General features: G+C 67.2%; 14 protein-coding genes. 10 read left to right on the forward strand and 4 right to left on the reverse strand.

The annotated features are described in order from the left end of the window. Positions 1-132: 132 nt before the first annotated feature. The 4 genes from mnmH (at position 133) to ACW176_RS00535 (ending at position 3,128) form a co-directional block, all read left to right on the forward strand. Positions 133-1,200, forward strand: coding sequence for a tRNA 2-selenouridine(34) synthase MnmH (mnmH, locus tag ACW176_RS00520; protein WP_492110466.1), 1,068 nt, complete (start codon positions 133-135; stop codon positions 1,198-1,200). Positions 1,201-1,353: 153 nt separating this feature from the next. Then, positions 1,354-1,806 (forward strand): MaoC family dehydratase, encoded by a 453-nt coding sequence (locus tag ACW176_RS00525; RefSeq protein WP_492110467.1) that lies wholly within the window; start codon positions 1,354-1,356, stop codon positions 1,804-1,806. Between the two features lie 102 nt (positions 1,807-1,908). Further along, entirely contained in the window at positions 1,909-2,649 is a 741-nt protein-coding gene (locus tag ACW176_RS00530) for a DUF1353 domain-containing protein (RefSeq protein ID WP_419318057.1), read from the forward strand. 125 nt (positions 2,650-2,774) lie between these two features. Further along, on the forward strand, positions 2,775-3,128 hold the full coding sequence (locus ACW176_RS00535; protein ID WP_492110468.1) for a response regulator: 354 nt from the start codon (positions 2,775-2,777) through the stop codon (positions 3,126-3,128). 34 nt (positions 3,129-3,162) lie between these two features. Here ACW176_RS00535 and ACW176_RS00540 read toward each other — a convergent pair whose 3' ends face one another. Then, entirely contained in the window at positions 3,163-3,684 is a 522-nt protein-coding gene (locus ACW176_RS00540; protein WP_492110469.1) for a histidine phosphatase family protein, read from the reverse strand. Between the two features lie 110 nt (positions 3,685-3,794). Here ACW176_RS00540 and ACW176_RS00545 point away from each other — a divergent pair, with 110 nt between their 5' ends. Next, the gene (locus ACW176_RS00545) at positions 3,795-5,477 is read left to right on the forward strand and encodes a GH35 family beta-galactosidase (RefSeq protein WP_492110470.1); all 1,683 of its coding nucleotides are present in this window, start codon (positions 3,795-3,797) and stop codon (positions 5,475-5,477) included. A gap of 68 nt (positions 5,478-5,545) precedes the next feature. After that, positions 5,546-5,980: an endonuclease domain-containing protein gene (locus tag ACW176_RS00550; protein WP_492110471.1), complete on the forward strand. Its 435-nt coding sequence runs from the start codon at positions 5,546-5,548 to the stop codon at positions 5,978-5,980. A 7-nt stretch (positions 5,981-5,987) separates the two neighbouring features. Here the strand turns inward: ACW176_RS00550 and ACW176_RS00555 are convergent, their stop codons facing one another. From ACW176_RS00555 to ACW176_RS00565, 3 genes are all read right to left on the reverse strand, one after another. Continuing rightward, positions 5,988-7,658, reverse strand: coding sequence for a glycoside hydrolase family 43 protein (locus tag ACW176_RS00555; RefSeq protein ID WP_492110472.1), 1,671 nt, complete (start codon positions 7,656-7,658; stop codon positions 5,988-5,990). Positions 7,659-7,796: 138 nt separating this feature from the next. Beyond that, entirely contained in the window at positions 7,797-8,948 is a 1,152-nt protein-coding gene (locus ACW176_RS00560) for an endo-1,4-beta-xylanase (protein WP_492110473.1), read from the reverse strand. Positions 8,949-9,094: 146 nt separating this feature from the next. Next, positions 9,095-12,298, reverse strand: a complete 3,204-nt coding sequence (locus ACW176_RS00565; protein ID WP_492110474.1) for a TonB-dependent receptor — start codon at positions 12,296-12,298, stop codon at positions 9,095-9,097. A 378-nt stretch (positions 12,299-12,676) separates the two neighbouring features. Here ACW176_RS00565 and ACW176_RS00570 point away from each other — a divergent pair, with 378 nt between their 5' ends. The 4 genes from ACW176_RS00570 to ACW176_RS00585 are packed head-to-tail and all read left to right on the forward strand — an operon-like array spanning position 12,677 to position 18,703. Then, positions 12,677-14,200, forward strand: coding sequence for a tryptophan halogenase family protein (locus tag ACW176_RS00570; protein ID WP_492110475.1), 1,524 nt, complete (start codon positions 12,677-12,679; stop codon positions 14,198-14,200). Continuing rightward, positions 14,197-15,678 carry a tryptophan halogenase family protein gene (locus tag ACW176_RS00575; RefSeq protein ID WP_492110476.1) on the forward strand — a complete coding sequence of 494 codons (1,482 nt, stop codon included), beginning with the start codon at positions 14,197-14,199 and terminating at the stop codon, positions 15,676-15,678. The genes ACW176_RS00570 and ACW176_RS00575 overlap by 4 nt, the downstream gene beginning before the upstream one ends. Further along, positions 15,675-17,192 (forward strand): tryptophan halogenase family protein, encoded by a 1,518-nt coding sequence (locus ACW176_RS00580; RefSeq protein WP_492110477.1) that lies wholly within the window; start codon positions 15,675-15,677, stop codon positions 17,190-17,192. Before ACW176_RS00575 ends, ACW176_RS00580 begins: the two co-directional genes overlap by 4 nt. Further along, the gene (locus ACW176_RS00585; protein WP_492110478.1) at positions 17,189-18,703 is read left to right on the forward strand and encodes a tryptophan halogenase family protein; all 1,515 of its coding nucleotides are present in this window, start codon (positions 17,189-17,191) and stop codon (positions 18,701-18,703) included. Before ACW176_RS00580 ends, ACW176_RS00585 begins: the two co-directional genes overlap by 4 nt. The last annotated feature ends 31 nt before the right edge of the window (positions 18,704-18,734 follow it).

Below are 18,734 nucleotides of genomic sequence, written 5' to 3' on the forward strand. Positions count from 1 at the left end.
CATCCTCGGGGCGAGTCTGCTCGGGGGACCTTACGATTCCCCGACGCCTCGCGCATAGTCGCGACCACGAAAAGCGGCGATGGCGAGATCCGGCAGCATGACGACCGACCTGTGGCGAAACCCCGAGCGGACATGAAGCCGCTTCAGGTCCTGACATCCGCCGACCCCGCCGCCCTGGCGGCCTTCGACCAGATCATCGATGTGCGCAGCCCCGGCGAGTTCGCCCAGGATCACCTGCCCGGCGCCATAAACCTGCCCGTGCTGGATGACGCCCAGCGCGCCGAGGTGGGGACGATCTATGTCCAGGAATCGCGGCTGCGCGCCAACCGCATCGGCGCGGCCCATGTGGCCCGCAACATCGCCCACCATCTGGAGACCGCGCTGGCCGACCGGCCGGAGGGCTTCAAGCCGCTGGTCTATTGCTGGCGCGGCGGCCAGAGGTCCAACGCCATGGCCACCATCCTGCAGCGGGTGGGCTGGCAGACCGCCGTGCTGGACGGCGGATACCGGACCTATCGCCGCTGGGTTCAGGCCCGGCTGTATGACGCGCCCTGCGATCTGGACCTGATCCTGCTGGATGGCGACACGGGCTCGGCCAAGACCGCGATCCTCGCCGCCCTGGCGCAGCGCGGCGTTCAGGTCGTCGACCTGGAGGGCCTGGCCTGCCACCGCGGCTCGCTGTTCGGCGCCCTGTCGGGACAGCCCCAGCCCGACCAGAAGGGCTTCGAGAGCCAGCTGCTCGCAGCGTTCGACGCGCTGGATCCGACCCGCCCGGTGGTGGTGGAGGCGGAGTCGAGCAAGATCGGCAACCGGGTCCTGCCGCCGATGCTGTGGGCGGCCATGCGCAAGGCGCCGCGCATCGAGGTCACCGCTCCCCTGCCGGAACGCGCCCGCTATCTGGTCGAGACCTATGGCGACATCACCGCCCGGCGCGAGGCCCTGCTGGCGATCCTGGAACGTCTGCCGATCCATCCCAGCCTGAGGCGGCTGACGGCCTGGCGCGAAATGGTGGACCAGGGCGCCTTCACCGATCTGGCGCAAGCCCTGATGGCCGCCCACTACGACCTGGCCTATGCGCGGGAGCGGCGAAAGTCCGATCAGCCGACCCTGGCCAGCATCGCCCTGGACCGTCTCGACCCCGCCACGCTGGATCTCGCCGCGACCAGGATCCTGGAGGCGATCGCGGCGTCCAGGCGCTGATCCCATCGCGCGGCCTCCCCGCCCAGCCGCAAGTCCGCACGGCTGACAGGCAGGGCGCGTCCGGGATGTCGAAGCGGGGTCAGAGCCGTGTCTTGCGGCCGTCCGCACGCATTTTCGCTGGTCACGAGGCCACATCACCGCTAACCGGCCGGTATGATCCAACCTCACCTCTCCGGCGGCTATATCCTGGAAGAGCTTGTCGTCGGGATGGTCGCCGAGAAGCTCGTGACCGTCACCGAAGAGCGCATCCAGCGGTTTGCCGAGGCCTCGGACGACTTCAATCCCGTGCACATGGACGAGGGCTTCGCGTCGCGGACCGCCTATCGCGGGCGCATCGCCCATGGCCTGCTGTCGGCCTCGTTCGGCTCGGCCGTGGTCGGCACCATCCTGCCGGGCGCCGGCGCGATCTATCTGGGCCAGACCCTGGCGTTCCACAGGCCGGTGCGCATCGGCGACGTCGTGACGGCCCGGGTCACGGTCTCGGCAATCGACGAGGCCAGCGCACGCGTCGTGCTGCGCTGCGCGGCCTATGTCGGCGATGACCTGATCATGGATGGCGAGGCCACCGTCCGCGTGCCCCGCCGGCGCCGCCCGCCCAAGGCCTGATCACAAGGCCTGACCTGGTCGCTGCGGGCTCATGCCGCCTCGAAAGCGACACGGAAACGGTGCTATAGCCCCGCTCTCGTTCCGCACTAGCCGAAGACCGCCTTGCGCCCGATCAGAACCGCCCTTCTCGCCGCCTCCGCCCTGCTGGCGGCTTCGATCCTCGCCGGCTGCGCGACGGAAACCCACCAGACGGTCTATATCCCCGTGGTCGCGCCCACCCCGCCCAGCTCGCTGACGCCGCAGCCGGTCGTGCTGTTCAACCAGACCAAGGCCGGCCGCAAGCTGTTCACCCTGGACGCCGAGTTCCCCTATTGCGACGTCGAGACCGGCAAGGTGATCGTCGTGCCGCGCTGGTACGTCACCGACTTCGCCAGCGTGCCTTGGTACGGCCAGGGCTTTGTCGATCCGCAGGGTCCGACCGCCCGCGCCGCCATCGTCCATGACTGGCTGTACGCCGTGGGCGAGCCGGGCAAGCGCGAAGAGGCCGACGCCATCTTCCACCGCGCCATGCTGCGCTATGGCGTCACGCCCTTCCAGGCCAACATCGCCTATCAGGCCGTGCGGGCCGGCGGCGAGAAGGGCTATGGCCTGCCCGGCGACTGGTGGTTCATCGATCCCAAGCGCCAGGAACTGCGCCAGCCACCGCCCTTCCCCAGGCCGCGCACCGGCGCAGTCAGGATCATGCCGCGCTGCGTGGGCTTTGGCCCCCTGATCCAGTCCGGCTGGCGCGCCTATCCGATCAAGGCGCCCACCGTCTATATCCCGCCGCCTGTCGTGGTGACCAAGACGCCTCTGGATCAGGTCAAGCAGAACCTGCCCTGGGGCGGCGACAAGAAGAAATAACGTCGGTCGGCGACCTTGGGTTTAAACCCGAAGCGGCCTTTAATTCACGTTACACTTGCCTTTGACTGGAATCAGTTGACCAAGTGGTCTTGAGGGATATTCGAAACGGATTGCTCAAGATGGTATTGCGTCACGCTCTCATTATCGAAGACGAGATCCTGATCGCCATGGAGGTCGAAGCTCTGCTTCGCGAGCAGGGTTTCACCTCGGTCGATGTCGCCGACAACGCACAAGAGGCCCTCGATCTGGCCCTGCGCCGCAAGCCCGACCTGATCACCGCCGACTATCGCATCGTGGGCGGCAACGGCGAGGACGCGGTCCGCTCGATCCTGGCCCATCTCGGTCCCATCCCGGTGGTCTATGTGACCGGCAATGCCTGCTCGATCTCGGCGGGCAGCACCAATCCGGTGGTGGAAAAGCCCGTCTCGCCGACGCGCCTGGCGCGAGCCTGTCAGGTGGCGATCCAGACGGCGGCTTGAGGCGCCGCGCCCCTCTGTCTTCGAGAGAGGGACTTCAGCACGCCGCCGTCGGCGCGCCATACCGCGCATGCACCACCTTGGGCGCCCCGGCCCCGGCCAGTTGGATGACCGTCATCTGGTCGTACTCGCAGTCGCTCGGCGCCTGAGCGGCGGTGTCCCCCAGAGCCCTGGCGATGTTGGCGACGGTGTTGCTGTGGCCGACGATCAGGACGGTGGCGTCGGCCGGCGCCGTGCGGGCCTGGGCGGCGAGGCGCTGGGCGTGGGCCGTGTCGCCGCCGTCGAAGGGCACGGGAACCACCGCCACACCGGCGGCCTGGGCGGTGGGCTCAGCCGTCTGCTGGGTGCGCTTGAGCGGGGTGGCCAGCACCATGGCGACGCGGGCGCCGCTCAGGGCCTGGGCCAAGGCCTGGGCGCGGGCCTGACCGGCCGCTGACAGGTCAGGATCGCCGTTGGGCGCGACCTTCTCGCCGTGGCGGACGATCACCACCGTCTGGGCCAGGGCCGAGGAGGCGAACAGGACGGGCGCGAGGGCGATGGCGATGAGGCGGCGGATCATGCCCCGACCCTAGCGGCGGGCGCCGGGAACAACAACCAGCCGGCGGCGGCCCGCGCCGACGCGGCTTTCATGATTGATCTTACAAGCCTCATGGGGTCATCTGACCAATGATGCGTACCCTGATCCAGACCCTGAGCGCCGTGGCGCTGACCGCCGCGCTCTGCGCTTTTCCCGCCGCCGCCGAGCAGATCCCCCGCCTGGCGCCGCAGGGCGATGCGACCCAGCTGCTGGTCGACGGCAAGCCGTTCCTGATCCTGGGCGGAGAGCTGGGCAACTCCACCGCCTCCAGCCTGCCCTACCTGGAAAAGCAGTGGCCCACCCTGAAGGCCCTGGGCCTCAACACCGTGCTGGCCCCGGTGCAATGGGACCAGATCGAGCCGGTCGAGGGGCGCTTCGACTTCACGGTGATCGACGGCGTGATCGCCCAGGCTCGCGCCCATGACACCCGGCTGGTGCTGCTGTGGTTCGGGGCGTGGAAGAACAGCATGTCGACCTATACGCCGGCCTGGGTGAAGCGCGACGGCCAGCGCTTCCCGCTGGCGCGCTCGGCCGAGGGCAAGGTGCAGGAAATCCTGTCGCCCGCCGGCCCGGCGACCCTGACCGCCGACGCCAAAGCCTTCGCGGCCCTGATGACGCACCTGAAGGCGGTGGATGGCGACCGGCGCACAGTGATCATGATCCAGGTCGAGAACGAGATCGGCATGCTGCCCTCGGCCCGCGATCACTCGCCGCTGGCGGATGCCGAGTTCAGGAAGCCGGTACCGGCCGCTGTCCTGAAAGCCACAGGCAAGACCGGCTCGGGCAGCTGGGAGCAGGTGTTCGGCAAGAGCGACGCGACCGACGAGCTGTGGCAGGCCTGGTCGTTCGGGCGCTTTGTCGAGGGACTGGCCAGCGCAGGTCAAAAGGCCTACCCGCTGCCGATGTACGTCAACGCCGCGCTGAACAAGCTCGGTGTCGCCCCCGGCGGCTATCCCAGCGCCGGCCCCCTGCCCCATCTCTATGAGGTCTGGAAGGCGGCGGCGCCGTCGGTGTTCCAGGCGCCGGATATCTACTATCCCGACTTCAGCCACTGGGCGGCGCAGTACGACCGGCCGGGCAATCCGCTGTTCCTTCCCGAGGCCGACCGGGCCGGCAAGGTCGAAGCCCCGGCCAACGCCTTCTGGGCGATCGGCGAGCACAACGCGATCGGCTTCTCGCCGTTCTCCATCGAGAACGTGGCCGATCCGGCCGGCAATCCGCTGGCGGGGGCCTATGCCCTGCTGCGGGAACTGACCCCGACGATCCTGGCCCATCAGGGCAAGGGCGTGATGCGCGGCTTCCGTCCGCCGGTCAGCTTCGACGGCGTGGTCAATGAGACGCCCCAAACGGTGACGATGGGCGACTGGACGGTGAAAGTGTCGTTCGTCGATCCCTGGACGCCGAAGGACAAGCAGACCTTTGCGGCGCATGGCGGGCTCGTGATCCGGCTGTCGGACGACGAGTTCCTGGTGGCCGGCTCGGGGATCACCCTGACCTTCGGCGAAGGCGTCGGCCTGGAGAAGGTGGTCGAGGGCCGGTTTGTCGACGGCGCCTGGGTCTCAGGCCGCTGGCTCAACGGCGACGAGACGCACCAGGGCCGGCATGTGCGGCTGGAGCCCGGCCGGTTCCAGGCCCAGCGGGTGAAGCTTTATCGGTACTTAGACGGCCGGCTCAGCACGCCCCCTCCGTCACGTCGCCTATCGGCGCCGCGCCACCTCCCCCGCACGCTTCGCTACGGGGCAGGAGAAGAACATCCTACCCCTCCTGCCCCGTGAAACGGGGGAGGTGGCGCGATGCGAATACGCATCGTGACGGAGGGGGCGTTCGGTGCAAAACTCAACCTATGAGGTCTAAGAAAGACACCCACACCAAAGCCAAGGCCCTACGCAAGGTCATGACGCCGCCAGAGGCCCTCCTCTGGTCGCGCCTGAGATCACGCCAACCCGGGGGACCACGCATTCGGCGTCAACATGCGGTAGGGCCCTACATCGCCGACTTCTACTGCTCCGACGCGCGCCTGGTGATTGAGATCGACGGCTGGTGTCACAACATGGGCGACCAGCCCGAGCACGACGTTCGGCGCGATGCCTGGATGGCGGCTCGAGGACTAACCGTGGTGCGTTATCCGGCCTCCGAGGTGCTTGCAGATCCCACCGGCGTGGCCGATGGAATCTGGGATACCTGCATCGACCTGATGCAACGACGGCCGGCTCAGAACGCCCCCTCCGTCACGGCGCTTCGCGCCGCGCCACCTCCCCCGCAAGCGGGGCAGGAGTAGAGCTACTTCACTTGCCGTTCGCATACACCCCGAACATCGCCCCCACGAACCCGCCGGCCTTCTTCGTCGACAGCATCGTCCCGTCCGCCCCGGCCTTGAGAACCTTCCAGTCTCCCGGCTTCACGGCATAGGCGAAGTCATACTCCCCGCCCCGCGCAGTGATCTTCAGCGCCACCGGACCGCCCGGAAACGGCGCCTCGGCGACCACCACGCCGTCGACGGGATCTCCCGCACCGGCCCTGCGCTCCAGTCGCAGGACCGGCTTGCCGCCCGAGCGCACCACGCCCAGGAAGTAGAAGAATTCGTCGCTCTGCAGCGCCGTCAGGCCCGCGCGGTCACCGTCGGCGGTCGGCGCGAAATCCACCGTCACCTGGGCGGTGGCGTTGATGTGCTGCTGGCGGCGGCCCCAGAACGAGGGCTGGTCAGTCAGCTTGTCGGGGCGGGCCCGCAGGGTCAGGGCGCCCTGACCCACGCTCCACCAGCGCTCGGTGGGGATGCGGAGGGTCATCCAGTTCAGCGGCAGCTCAGGACCGGCAAAGGCCTCGGCCGCCCTGAACGCCCCGGCGGTGGGCGGCGGCAGGACCTTGGGCGCGGGCAGGTTCGGCGCGGTCGCCACATAGGGGATGGTCTTGCCGTTCTCGAGGATCACCGGCCAGCCGTCCTTCCACTCGACCGGCAGCAGGAAGGTCTCGCGGCCGGTATTGTAGAGGTCGTCGCCATAGGGCCGCACGGCCAGGAAGGTGGCCCACCACTGGCCGTCGGGGGTGTCGACGATGTCGGCGTGCCCGGCCGAGGTGATCGGCAGCATGCGATCCTTCGGCAGTCCGCGCTGGGTCAGGATCGGGTTGTTGGCATAGGGCGTGTAGGGGCCGGTGACGCTCCTGGACCGCAGGACGATCTGGCTGTGGCCCTCGGCCGTGCCGCCCTCGGCGGCGGTGAGATAGTACCAGCCGTCCTTCTTGAGGATGTGCGGTCCCTCGGGCCAGATCGGCTTGGTCGAGGGATCGACGCCCTTGTCCAGCAGCACGGTCCGCGGGCCGATCATCACCTGGGCCTTGGGATCGTATTCCTGGATCCAGATGGCGCGATGGCCGGAATATTCGACCGGTCCAGGCGGCCCGTCATTGTTGACGATCCAGGCGCGGCCGTCATCATCGAAGAACAGCGAGGTGTCGATGCCGCCCACGCCGGGCAGCCACACCGGATCCGACCACGGCCCCTTCGGGTCCTTCGCCGTGATCAGGAAATTGCCCTGGCAGTCGACGCAGGTGTTGAGGATGTAGAATGTGCCCTCATGCTCCTCGATGGCCGGCGCGAACACGGCGCGCGACAGGCCCAGGCGCTTGAAGTCCAGTATGCCGGGCCGGTCGATGGCGTTGCCGATCTGCTCCCAGTGCACCAGGTCGGTCGAGTGCCACACCGGCAAGCCGGGGAACCAGGCGAAGGTCGAGTTGACCAGGTAGTAGTCGCCGCCCACCCGCGTGATGCTGGGGTCGGGATAGAAGCCCTTGAGGATCGGGTTGCGGTACTGGCCCGGGGCCAAGGCGACCTGCGCATCGACAGGGTCGGCGCCCTGGTAGGTGAAGTTGCGGAACTCGGCCTGGCCGGGTTTGGGCGCGGCTTGGGCGGCGGTTGCGGCCAGGGCCAGGGCGAGCGCGATCAGGGTCGGGCGGATCATTGAAGAGCTCCACTAGTTGTCACTTGCCCCCTCCGCGCTGCGCGCTCCTCCCCCGGAGGGGGAAGATGAGGGCGTCTTCCCCCTCCGGGGAGGACGACCGCGATAGCGGTCAGGAGGGGGCGTGCGGCGTCGGAAAGTTCACCGAACCGGCGCCGCCTTCAGCGCCGCCGCGACGGCCTCGCGCAGGGGCTTGGCCTGATAGTTGTCGTCGTACAGCGTCGGGCGCTTGGGCTTCTTGTCCTCGCGCAGCCACTGGTTCTGCAGCCAGGAATATTTGTCGACCATGCCCCAGGCCAGAACCTCCTTGGTCTGACGATAGGAAAGCATCAGGTCGAGATAGCCCTTGGCATAGGCCGCCACCGCCGCATCGCGGGGGCCGAAGTCCAGGATCAGGCCCTTGTCGTGGACATCGAACTCGGTGATCAGCAGGTCATAGCCCATGCCGGTGGCCTCATCGAGGAAGGCGCGCCATTCCTGCTCCTGCGGCTTGCCGAAACCGGTGAAGCTGTCGGCGTTCTCGGCGCCGATATGGGCCTGGACGCCCAGGGCGTCGACGGGCGTACCGCGCTTGCGGAAGCCTTCCAGCAGCTTGAGCACGCCGTAGCGGTGCTTCGCGTTGCCGACCTCCCAGCTCATATAGTCGTTATAGACGAGACGGGCCTTGGGCGCGGCGGCGCGGGCGGTGTGGAAGGCCAGGTCCAGGGTCTGCTCGCGGCCCAGGATGTCGGACAGGACGGTGTCGCGCACCGAGCCGTCGGCCGGATCGACGGTCTCGTTGACCACGTCCCACGAGATCATCTGCGGATAGTGCTGGCACAGCTTCTGGATATGCTCGGTGAGCATGGCCTCGGCGGCGACCTTGGGCTGGGGGCCGAAGTCGTGGCTCTTGATCCAGGCCGGGAACCACTGCGGGTGATGCCACAGCAGGGTGTGACCGCGCAGGGCCTGGCCGTTGGCCTTGGCGAAGTCGGCGATGCGGTCGGCGCGCGAGAAGTCGAAGGCCTGCGGGCCGGCGGCGCGGATCACGTACCACTTCAGCTCGTTCTCGGGTACCAGCACGCAGCACTCGTCCTTGAGGATCTGGCGCAGGCGAGCGTCCTCGAACGAGCCGGTGAGCGATCCGACAGGGCCGGCGCCGACGGCGCTGCCGAAGATCAGGCCCCTGTCGCGGGCGAGGCTGGCCAGCGAAGGCGTCGGCGCGGCCAGGGCCGGCAGAGCCGTCATCGCGCCGGCGGCGGCGCCCAGACCGAGGGCGGCGCGACGGGACAGGACCGTGGGAAACGAACGCATCGCCTGAGCCTTCAGAAAAAACGCGCACCGCCGGAGACGATGCGCGGAAAGGTGGAACTGTGGGAGTGCCCAGGCCCCAAAGGCGGAGCCCGTTTTCGAAAGTCGCGCCGGCCCGGGGGAGACCGGACCGGCGCGATTCCCGAAACCTAGAAGCTCGCGCGCACCACGAAGGTGTAGCGACGGTCGTTCATGAACCAGGAACGGCCGGTCTTGAGCAGGTCGTTGTTCAGCACCTGGCTGGTCATGGTGGTTTCGTTCAGCAGGTTCACGCCCTGGACGCCGACCTTCATCTTCGGATTGACGGTGTAGAAGAACGAGCCGTCCAACTGGCCGGTCGCCTCGTTCATGATCGGCGCATAGGGCACGATCACGTCGCGGACGGTCAGCAGGAAGTCCGAGCGCCAGTTGTAGGCCAGACGGGCCGAGATCGGACCCTTCTCATAGATGGCCGCGAAGTTGGCGTTGTGCTTGGACAGGCCCTGCAGCGGCAGGAGGCTGGTGTCGACCGTGGTCACACGACCGGCCGCCACGTCGGGATCGGTCGCCGACAGCGTGCTTTGCGGCACGCCATTGCTCTCAATGTAGGAGTAGTTGGCGTTGATGCCGAACCCGTCCAGCGGCTTGGGCAGGAAGTCGTAGAACTGCTGGTAGCCGATTTCGAAGCCCTTGACCTTGGCCTTCTTGTCGGAATTGCCCGGCGTGGTCGTCACGACATCGAAGGTCGCGCCATTGTTGGTGAACGGCACGCGCGAGGTCGTGTTCGTCGCGACGTCGGTCAGTTCCTTGTAGAAGGCCGCGAAGGTCAGCGAGCCGACCGAGGCGAAGTACCATTCCACCGAAGCGTCCAGATTGGTCGACTGGGTGGGCTTCAGATAGGGATTGCCGACCGTGACATTGCCGCTGGGCCGGCCGTTGGAAATGCCGTCGGCATTGGTGTTCAGCGACAGGTTATAATAGTTGCGGGTCAGGCCGATATCCGGCGGAGCCAGGGTCTTGGATGCGCCCAGGCGGTACTGAAGACCGTTGGGCATGACCACCTTCACATTGAAGCTGGGCAGCCAGTGGTTGAAGTCCTTGCTGGCCGTGGTCGGGGTCACAGCGCCATTGGCCCAGGCCCGCGCCGCAGCACGAACCGACGGCGCCAGTTGGCAGAACGGGGTCGGAGCCTGGCCCACCGGCACGATGGCGCACTGGGCGTCCGTCGTGAAGTTGCTGTTGGGGAACGCCAGGAAGCCTTCGGCCTCGCGGGTGGTCGAGGTGTAGCGCAGACCGATATTGCCGCTGACCCTAGCCGCGCCAATGTCGCCCTTGAAGCGCGTCACCACATAGGCGGCCTTGTTGACCTCATTGACCGGGTTGACTTCCTGCGGAAGGAACGGCGTTCCGGCGATGGTGTTACAGCGCTTGGCCAGGGGCACCCAGTGCTGCGGGCAGCCATTGGCGCCGTTGCGCGGTTGCCATTCGTCACCGACCAGCAGGGCGAAGTCGGACATGGTCTTGTAGTCAATCGCCGCATTGCCCGCATAGAACAGACGCGCGTCGGTTCCGGTCGGCAGCGGGGTCTGGCCGCGCATGAAGTTGGGGAAGCCCCACAGTTCCGCAGCGCCGGCGGTGGTCGAACCGGCCCCGCCGAGCGGGTTGCTGTCGACAATGCCGTCAACCTTGTCGTCGAGCCAGACCGGGCCGTTATTGCCCCAGATCTCGCTGAGCACGCCCCAGTTATAGGTCGAGAAGCGCGTGGTCTGGTCGCGTTCGGCCCAGCGCACGCCGGCCTTCACCGAGTCAAACCAGGTGTCGTCGTTGAACTTGTATTCGACGTCGACCTTCAGCGAGTCCTCGGTGCCTTCGGACTGCTCGATGTGGTCCATCGCCGAGCGCCAGAAGTGGTTGTACGGATCGCTCAGATTGGCATGGGCGCCGCGGCCATAGGACGGGCAGTTGTTGTTGATGGGCAGACAGTTCGACGGGGTCAGGCCATTGCCCGGCAGCGAGAAGGCCACCGTCGGCAGATCGTTGCCGTTCAGGGTGATGGCGGCGTTCTGGAAGGTCGAGCTCCAGATGCCGACATCGATATTGTCGACCTTGGAGTCAACGTGCTGGGCGTCGAACTGGAAGCCCCAGTTTTCGTTCGGGGTCCATTTGAAATTGAAGCCGTAGTCGCTGGTCAGATAGGTCTGATCAACGTCGCGGCGGATATTGTTCGACTGCAGGCCGTCGGTCGGGGTGCGCGGATCGGAGAACTGGTCCGAACGCCAGCCGTTGGTGCCGGTGATGGCGCCGTTGGTGAACACGCCGCGGTCGTCATAGCTGAACGTCGTGCCGGCGACGGCGCGCGAGTCGCCGTTGCTGGTCACGTTGTCCGTGGCGATTTCCACCGCGTGCTCGGTCCAGGCCGAATTCGACTCTGAACGCAGGTACTGGAAGGCCGCTTCCATGGTGCCGTCGGTGCTCTTCCACTGCACCGCCGCCCCAGCGCCCTGGCGCTCGCGTTCGGTGGTGGTGGAGCGGAACGCTGCGCCGCGCGGGAACCACACGCCCTTGGCGCCATTGCCGCAATTGCTGCTGGTTACGCCCAGATTGGTGCGGCAGCCGAAGTTCGACACCTGGATGGCGTCACTGCGGGTCGACAATTCGGAATTGACGTAGCTCAGCAGCAGGCCGAACTCGCCGAGATTGGTGTCGAACCGGTCGCTGTAGAGGAAGGAATAGGTCGGCTTCCACGACTTGACCATGTCGCCATAGCTGGCCTCGGCCGACAGCGAGAGCAGGCGCTTCTTGCTGTCGAACGGCAGGCGCGTGCGCAGGTTGACGGTGCCCGAGATGCCGCCCTCGATCATGTCGGCCGAAGGGCTCTTGAACACGTCGACGCCGCCCATCAGTTCCGAGGGAACGTCGGCGAAGCTCAGGATGCGGCCGTTATTGGCCGAGAAGGTGTCGCGGCCGTTCAGCTCGGAGCGCACGAAGTTCAGACCGCGCACCACGACGCCCGACCCTTCGACCGAGAAGTGGTCCGGGTCGACGCCGGCGGCAAAGCGGTTGATCGACACGCCGGGCACGCGCTGCAGGGCTTCGGTGACCGAGCGGTCCGGCAAGGCGCCGATGTCTTCAGCGGTGATCGAGTCGCCGATGATCTCGGACGACTGCTTCAGCGCCTGCGAGCTCTTCAGGCTCTGGCGGATGCTGGTGACCACGACCGCGTCAACGGCGACGGCGTCATCGGTCTTGGTCTGGGCGAACGCAGGCCCGGCGAAGATCGCCGCGCCAAGCGCCACGGCGGATGCGCCGCATTTCAAACCCGACATCAATGAATTTTGCCCGCGCTGCGCGGACGGCCTCTGAAAAGAGCCCATGTGTCTCACCTCCCCTTTTTTGGGCAGCGCGACGTTAGCGCTACCATTGGTCATGTTACCGTGACCATTATTGGTCAGATCATATGACAGATCACCGGCTGTCAAGCGTTGCCACTCAGACCCGGCTCACGTAGCTGTGCAAAGGGGAGATACCTGGAACGAAGGGCTTCAAGGGCGTGTCGCCTGCACGACAGTCGCACCCACGGCCTTTTCTACCTACGGTTTCCCCCCGATGGTTTGACCACCTGAACCGGAACTTTCCGTCCGGATAACAAGACGATGACAACCAAAGACAGCGTTGTCAATTTACAGTTTGTCTCAAAGGCCGTTCCGTCAGAAAGGGCCATGGGACAAATGGGAAGCGGAGGAAGCGGCGCGATGGATGACACCGGGAACAATGGTATCCGAAAAATCGTCATCGTCGGCGGCGGGACCGCAGGCTGGATGACGGCCGCCGGGCTCAGCGCGGTGCTGGGCGATTCGCGCGTCACCATCGACCTGGTTGAATCGGCCGAGATCGGCACCGTCGGCGTGGGTGAGGCCACCGTGCCGCACATCCGGAATTTCAATGCCAAGCTGGGCCTCGACGAGGCCGACTTCATGCGCAAGACCCAGGCCACCTACAAGCTGGGCATCGAGTTTCGCGACTGGGGCCGGAAGGGCGAGAGCTATATTCACCCCTTCGGCGGCTTTGGTCAGGGCATTGGCGGGGTCGCTTTCCACCAGCATTGGTTGCGGGCCAGGGCTCGGGGCGAGGCCGACGGCATCGAGGCCTACAGCCTGCCGATCGTGGCCGCCCGGCTGAACCGGTTCGCCCCGCCCTCCCCTGATCAGCGCTCGCTGGGGTCGACCTTTTCCTACGCGTACCAGTTCGATGCGGGGCTCTACGCCCAGTACCTGCGCGCCTACTCCGAGGCGCGGGGTGTACGGCGCATCGAGGGCAAGATCCTGGATGTCTCGTTGCGCGGCGAGGACGGCTTTGTCGAGGCCGTGACCCTGGAAAGCGGCCAGCGGATCAAGGGCGACCTGTTCATCGACTGCTCCGGCTTCCGGGGCCTGTTGATCGAGCAGGCCCTGAAGACCGGCTATGAGGACTGGACACACTGGCTGCCCTGCGACCGGGCGGCGGCCGTGCCCTGCGACGCGGTGGAGCCGCCCACGCCCTATACCCGCGCCACCAGCGACGAGGCCGGCTGGCGATGGCGGATCCCCCTGCAGCACCGGGTGGGCAACGGCTATGTCTATTGCAGCAGCTATATCAGCGACGACGAGGCGGCCCGGGTGCTGGTCTCCAAGCTGGACGGCAAGGCTCAGCAGGACCCGCGCTTCCTGCGGTTCGTCACAGGCCGCCGCAAGAAGCAGTGGAACCGGAACGTCGTGGCCATTGGTCTGGCCTCCGGCTTCCTTGAGCCGCTGGAAAGCACCAGCATCCACCTGATCCAGGTGGCCATCTCCACCCTGCTGGAACTGTTCCCCGAGCGCGGCTGCGCCGGGGCCGACCAGGACGAGTACAACCGCGTGATGGACCTGGAGTTCGAGCGCATCCGCGACTTCCTGGTGCTGCACTATCACGCCACCCAGCGGGACGACTCCGCCTTCTGGCGCGACAAGGCCGCCGCCCCCATCCCCGACAGCCTAGCCTACAAGATGGAGCTGTTCCGCGATCGGGGCATGGTGGTGAAGTATCGCGACGGCTTCTTCCTGGAGCCCTCCTGGCTGGCCGTCTATCTGGGCCAGAACATCCTGCCGCGCGGCTATGACCCGATGGCCGACGCCGTCGATCCGGGCGAGGCCGCCCGCCAGCTGGCCGAACTGAAGGCGGCGGTGCGGCGCACGGCCGAATCCATGCCGGGGCACCAGGCGTTTATCGAGCGCTTCTGTGATGCGCGAGGCGCGGCATGAGCCAGACACCTCCCCTGGGCCGGGTCGCCATCATCGGCGGCGGCGTCGAGGCCTGGATGACGGCCGCCGGTCTGGCCCGCGCCACTGGTGGCAAGGCCGAGATCCGTGTCGTCGAGACCGGGCCCGTCGTGACCGGCGCGCTCTCCACCCTGCCCTCGCTGCGATCGTTCCACACCCTGCTGGGCCTGGACGAGGCGGCGCTGATGGCCGCCACCCTGGCGACCTACAGGCTGGGCTCGCGGTTCAGCGGCTGGACGCCCGACGTCAGCTTCTGCGACGCCTTCGGCGAGATCGGGGCCAGTCTGGAGGGCGTAGGCTTCCACCACTACTGGAGCCGCCTTCGCCTGGCCGGCGACGCCACGCCGCTGGACGACTACAGCCTGGCCGCCGTCATCGCGCGGCTGGGCCGGTTCGCAGGCCCCGACCCCGACCCGCGCTCGCCGCTGTCGACCCTGACCTATGGCCTGCACCTGGACGCCGGGCTCTATGTGGACGTGCTGCGGCGCCTGGCCCTGCAGGGCGGCGTGGCCGCCAGCGCCGGCGAGGTCGCAGAGGTGGTTCGCGACGGTCAGAGCGGCCACATCGCGGCTGTGGTGCTGGCCGACGGCGAGCGCGTCGAGGCGGAACTCTTCGTCGACGGCACCGGCCCTGCCGCCCTGCTGATGGGAGACGAACCGTTCGAGGACTGGTCGGCCCTGCTGCCCGCCGACCGCGCCGTGCGGATCACCGCGCCGGTCCAGACCGACGCCCCGCCCCTCACGGAGATCGAGGCGACCGCCGAAGGCTGGCGCTGGCGGATCCCGCTGCGCGATCGACTGGATGGCGGCCTGACCTATCGCGCCGAACTGACCAGCGACGCGGCGGCCATGAAGGCGGCCTGGGCCGGCCTGCCCGCAGAGGGCGGCTCGGAGCCCCGGTTCATGACGATCCGCAACGGCCGGCGGGCCCGCGCCATGGTCGGCAACTGCGTGGCCATCGGCGGCGCGGCCGGCAGGGTCGAGGCCGTGGACGGCGCTGATGTTCATCTGATCCAGAGCGGCGTCACCCGCCTGATCGCCCTCTTTCCCCGGCCGGGCGGCGCGCCGGTGGCCGCCGAGGAGTACAACCGCCTGGGCGGGGAGACTTTGGAACGCGTCCGCGACATGGCTATCCTGCACTATCGCCGCGCCGGCCGCCGCGACGGCGCGATCTGGGACCTGGGCCGCGACGCCCCCGTTCCCGACAAGCTGGCCTACCGGATCGCCCAGTTCGAGAGCCGCGGCCGGGTGGTGATGTATGACGAGGAGAGCTTCCTGGAGCCCAGCTGGATCGCCGCCTTCATCGGTCACGGTGTTCTGCCGGGGCGCTACGATCCGTTGGCCGACCGGATGCCGCTGGAGCGCGCGCGCATGACCCTGGAGCGCATGCGGCAGATCTTCCGCCAGACGGCGGAGCGGGCGCCGACCCACGCGGCGGCGCTGGCGCGCGTGGCCCCATGAACACCAATCCCGTCCGCAAGGTTCTGATCGTCGGCGGCGGCACGGCCGGCTGGATGACGGCGGCCGCCCTGGCCAAGGTGCTCAAGGGCGTCGAGGTCACGCTGATCGAAAGCGACGCCATCGCGACGGTTGGGGTTGGCGAGGCGACCATCCCGCCGATCACCACCTTCAACCAGATCCTGGGCCTGGACGAAGCCGACTTCATGCGGGCCACAAAGGCCAGTTTCAAGCTGGCCATCGAGTTCGTCGACTGGACCACGCCGGGCTCGCGCTACCTGCACCCGTTCGGCGGCTTTGGCCTGGATATCGAGGCCATCAAGTTCCACCAGTTCTGGCTGAAGGCCCAGTCGCAAGGGTCCACCCAGCCGCTCGACGACTTCAATCTGTCGGCCACGGCGGCGCGGATGGGCCGGTTCATGCTGCCGAGCAAGGACCCCGGCCAGGTGCTGTCGAGCCTGAAATACGCCTTCCATTTCGACGCCGGCCTCTATGCCCGCTACCTGCGCGACTACGCGGAAAAGCGCGGCGTGATCCGTCGCGAGGGCAAGGTGGTCGACGTATCCTTGCGCGGCGAGGACGGCTTCATCACCTCGGTCACCACCGACGGCGGCGCAGTGATCGAGGCCGACCTGTTCATCGACTGCTCGGGCTTTCGGGGCCTGCTGATCGAGCAGGCGCTGGACACCGGCTTTGAGGACTGGGGCCACTGGCTGCCCAATGACCGCGCCGTGGCCATGCCCTGCGACACCGGCGGCGACGGCCTGACGCCCTATACCCGAGCTACGGCGGATGCGGCCGGCTGGCGCTGGCGCATCCCGCTGCAGCACCGCACCGGCAATGGCTATGTCTATTCCAGCCAGCACATCAGCGATGACGACGCCGTGGCCCGCCTGCGCGCCACCCTGGACGGGCCGGCCCGGGCCGAGCCCAATTTCATCCGCTTCCGGGCCGGTCGGCGCAAGCAGATCTGGGTCAAGAACTGCGTCGCCATCGGCCTGGCCTCGGGCTTCCTGGAGCCGCTGGAGAGCACCAGCATCCACATGATCCAGGCCGGGATCACCAAGCTGCTGGCCCTGTTCCCCGACAAGGGTTTCGATCCGGTCGAGATCGCCGAATACAACCGCCTGACCATCCTGCAGACCGAGCTGATCCGCGACTTCATCATCCTGCACTTCAAGGCCAATGAACGCCCCGAGCCCTACTGGCAAAGGGCCCGCGAGACGGCGATCCCGGAAAGCCTGCAGCGCAAGATCGACCTGTTCGCCGCGCGGGGCCGCCTGTTCCAGTCGGACTATGACCTGTTCGCCGAGCCGTCCTGGATCGCCGTGCTGCTGGGTCAGAACATCCGGCCGCGAAACTATGACCCGCTGGTCGACACCCTGGACGAGCAACTGGTGCGCGGCCAGATGCAGCGCCTGGCCGCCCTGGTGCGCCAGACCGCGCAGGCCCTGCCCACCCACGAAGCCTTTATCGCCCGCTACTGCGCCGCGACCGAAATCGAGAAAGCCCGATGACCAGCGTCAACCGTCTTCGCAAGGTCGTCATCGTCGGCGGCGGCACCGCCGGCTGGATGACCGCCGCCGCCCTGGGCCGCTTCCTGACCCGCGACGGTCAGACGGAGGTAACCCTGGTGGAATCCGAGGCCATCGGCACCGTGGGCGTCGGCGAATCGACGATCCCGCAGATCAACATCTTCAACCGCATGCTGGGCGTCGACGAGAACGAGTTCGTTCGCAAGACCAAGGCCACCTTCAAGCTGGCCATCGAGTTCGTCGACTGGAAAGCCATCGGTCACAGCTATCACCATCCGTTCGGCCCCTATGGCGTCGACATGGAAGCCGTGTCGTTCCACGCCTACTGGCTCAAGCTGCATGGCCAGGGCCTGGAGCCTGATCTGGGGGCCTATTCGCTCAATGCCGTCGCAGCCCGGCAGAACCGGTTCATGCGTCCCAACGGACAGGCCAATTCGCCGCTGGGCGCGATCGCCTATGCCTTCCAGTTCGATGCCGGCCTCTATGCCCGCTATCTGCGCGACTATGCCGAAGCGCGCGGGATCGTGCGGCAGGAGGGCAAGATCACCACGGTGCAGCAGGACAGCCTGACCGGCTTCGTTACCTCGGTCACCCTGGAGAGCGGCGAGATCATCGAGGGCGACCTGTTCATCGACTGCTCGGGCTTCCGCGGCCTGCTGATCGAGCAGACCCTGCAGACGGGCTATGAGGACTGGTCGCACTGGCTGCTCAATGACCGCGCCGTCGCTGTGCCCTGCACCCTCGGCGGATCGAACGCCCCGGTCACCCGCGCCACCGCCCGGCCGGCCGGCTGGCAATGGCGCATCCCGCTGCAGCACCGCCTGGGCAACGGCTACGCCTATTCCAGCGCCCATATCAGCGAGGACGAGGCCACAGCCTATCTGCTGGCCCATCTGGACGGCGAACCCCTGGCCGCGCCCAACCAGATCCGCTTCACCGCCGGCCGCCGCAAGAAGAGCTGGAACAAGAACGTCGTCGCCATAGGCCTGGCCGCGGGCTTCATGGAACCGCTGGAAAGCCAGTCGATCCACCTGATCCAGGTGGGCATCGCCCGCCTGCTGGCCATGTTCCCCGATCGCGATTTCCGCCAGCCCGACATCGACCGCTACAACCGGGTGATGGCCTTCGAATACGAGAAGATCCGCGACTTCATCATCCTGCATTTCAAGGCCACCCAGCGGAACGACACGCCCTACTGGGACTATCTGCGGGAGATGAGCGTCCCCGACTATCTGACCGACAAGATCGCCATGTTCGAAAGCTATGGCCGGATCTTCCGCGAGAACGACGAGCTGTTCAACGACACCTCGTGGTTTGCGGTCATGGTCGGCCAGGGCCTGCTGCCCAAGGGCTATGACCCGATGGTCGACGTTATGAGTGACGAGGAACTGGTCCGGCGCATGGCCGACATCAAGTCGGTGATCGCCAAGTCGGCCGAGGTGATGCCGGGGCATTTCGAGTTTATCAAGGCGAACTGCGACGCGATGGGGTGAGGCCGGCGCGCCGGCGCCCTGTGTCATTTCG

Source organism: Caulobacter sp. FV1ye13L (assembly GCF_058681155.1).

Bases quoted from the DNA above. Each gene is read 5' to 3' on its own strand.
- ACW176_RS00570 (WP_492110475.1), top strand. From the start codon at position 12,677: ATGGATGACACCGGGAACAATGGTATCCGAAAAATCGTCATCGTCGGC.
- ACW176_RS00585 (WP_492110478.1), top strand. From the start codon at position 17,189: ATGACCAGCGTCAACCGTCTTCGCAAGGTCGTCATCGTCGGCGGCGGC.
- ACW176_RS00580 (WP_492110477.1), top strand. From the start codon at position 15,675: ATGAACACCAATCCCGTCCGCAAGGTTCTGATCGTCGGCGGCGGCACG.
- ACW176_RS00540 (WP_492110469.1), bottom strand. From the start codon at position 3,684: ATGATCCGCCGCCTCATCGCCATCGCCCTCGCGCCCGTCCTGTTCGCC.
- ACW176_RS00560 (WP_492110473.1), bottom strand. From the start codon at position 8,948: ATGCGTTCGTTTCCCACGGTCCTGTCCCGTCGCGCCGCCCTCGGTCTG.
- ACW176_RS00555 (WP_492110472.1), bottom strand. From the start codon at position 7,658: ATGATCCGCCCGACCCTGATCGCGCTCGCCCTGGCCCTGGCCGCAACC.
- ACW176_RS00565 (WP_492110474.1), bottom strand. From the start codon at position 12,298: ATGGGCTCTTTTCAGAGGCCGTCCGCGCAGCGCGGGCAAAATTCATTG.
- ACW176_RS00525 (WP_492110467.1), top strand. From the start codon at position 1,354: ATGATCCAACCTCACCTCTCCGGCGGCTATATCCTGGAAGAGCTTGTC.
- ACW176_RS00575 (WP_492110476.1), top strand. From the start codon at position 14,197: ATGAGCCAGACACCTCCCCTGGGCCGGGTCGCCATCATCGGCGGCGGC.
- mnmH (WP_492110466.1), top strand. From the start codon at position 133: ATGAAGCCGCTTCAGGTCCTGACATCCGCCGACCCCGCCGCCCTGGCG.
- ACW176_RS00545 (WP_492110470.1), top strand. From the start codon at position 3,795: ATGCGTACCCTGATCCAGACCCTGAGCGCCGTGGCGCTGACCGCCGCG.
- ACW176_RS00550 (WP_492110471.1), top strand. From the start codon at position 5,546: ATGAGGTCTAAGAAAGACACCCACACCAAAGCCAAGGCCCTACGCAAG.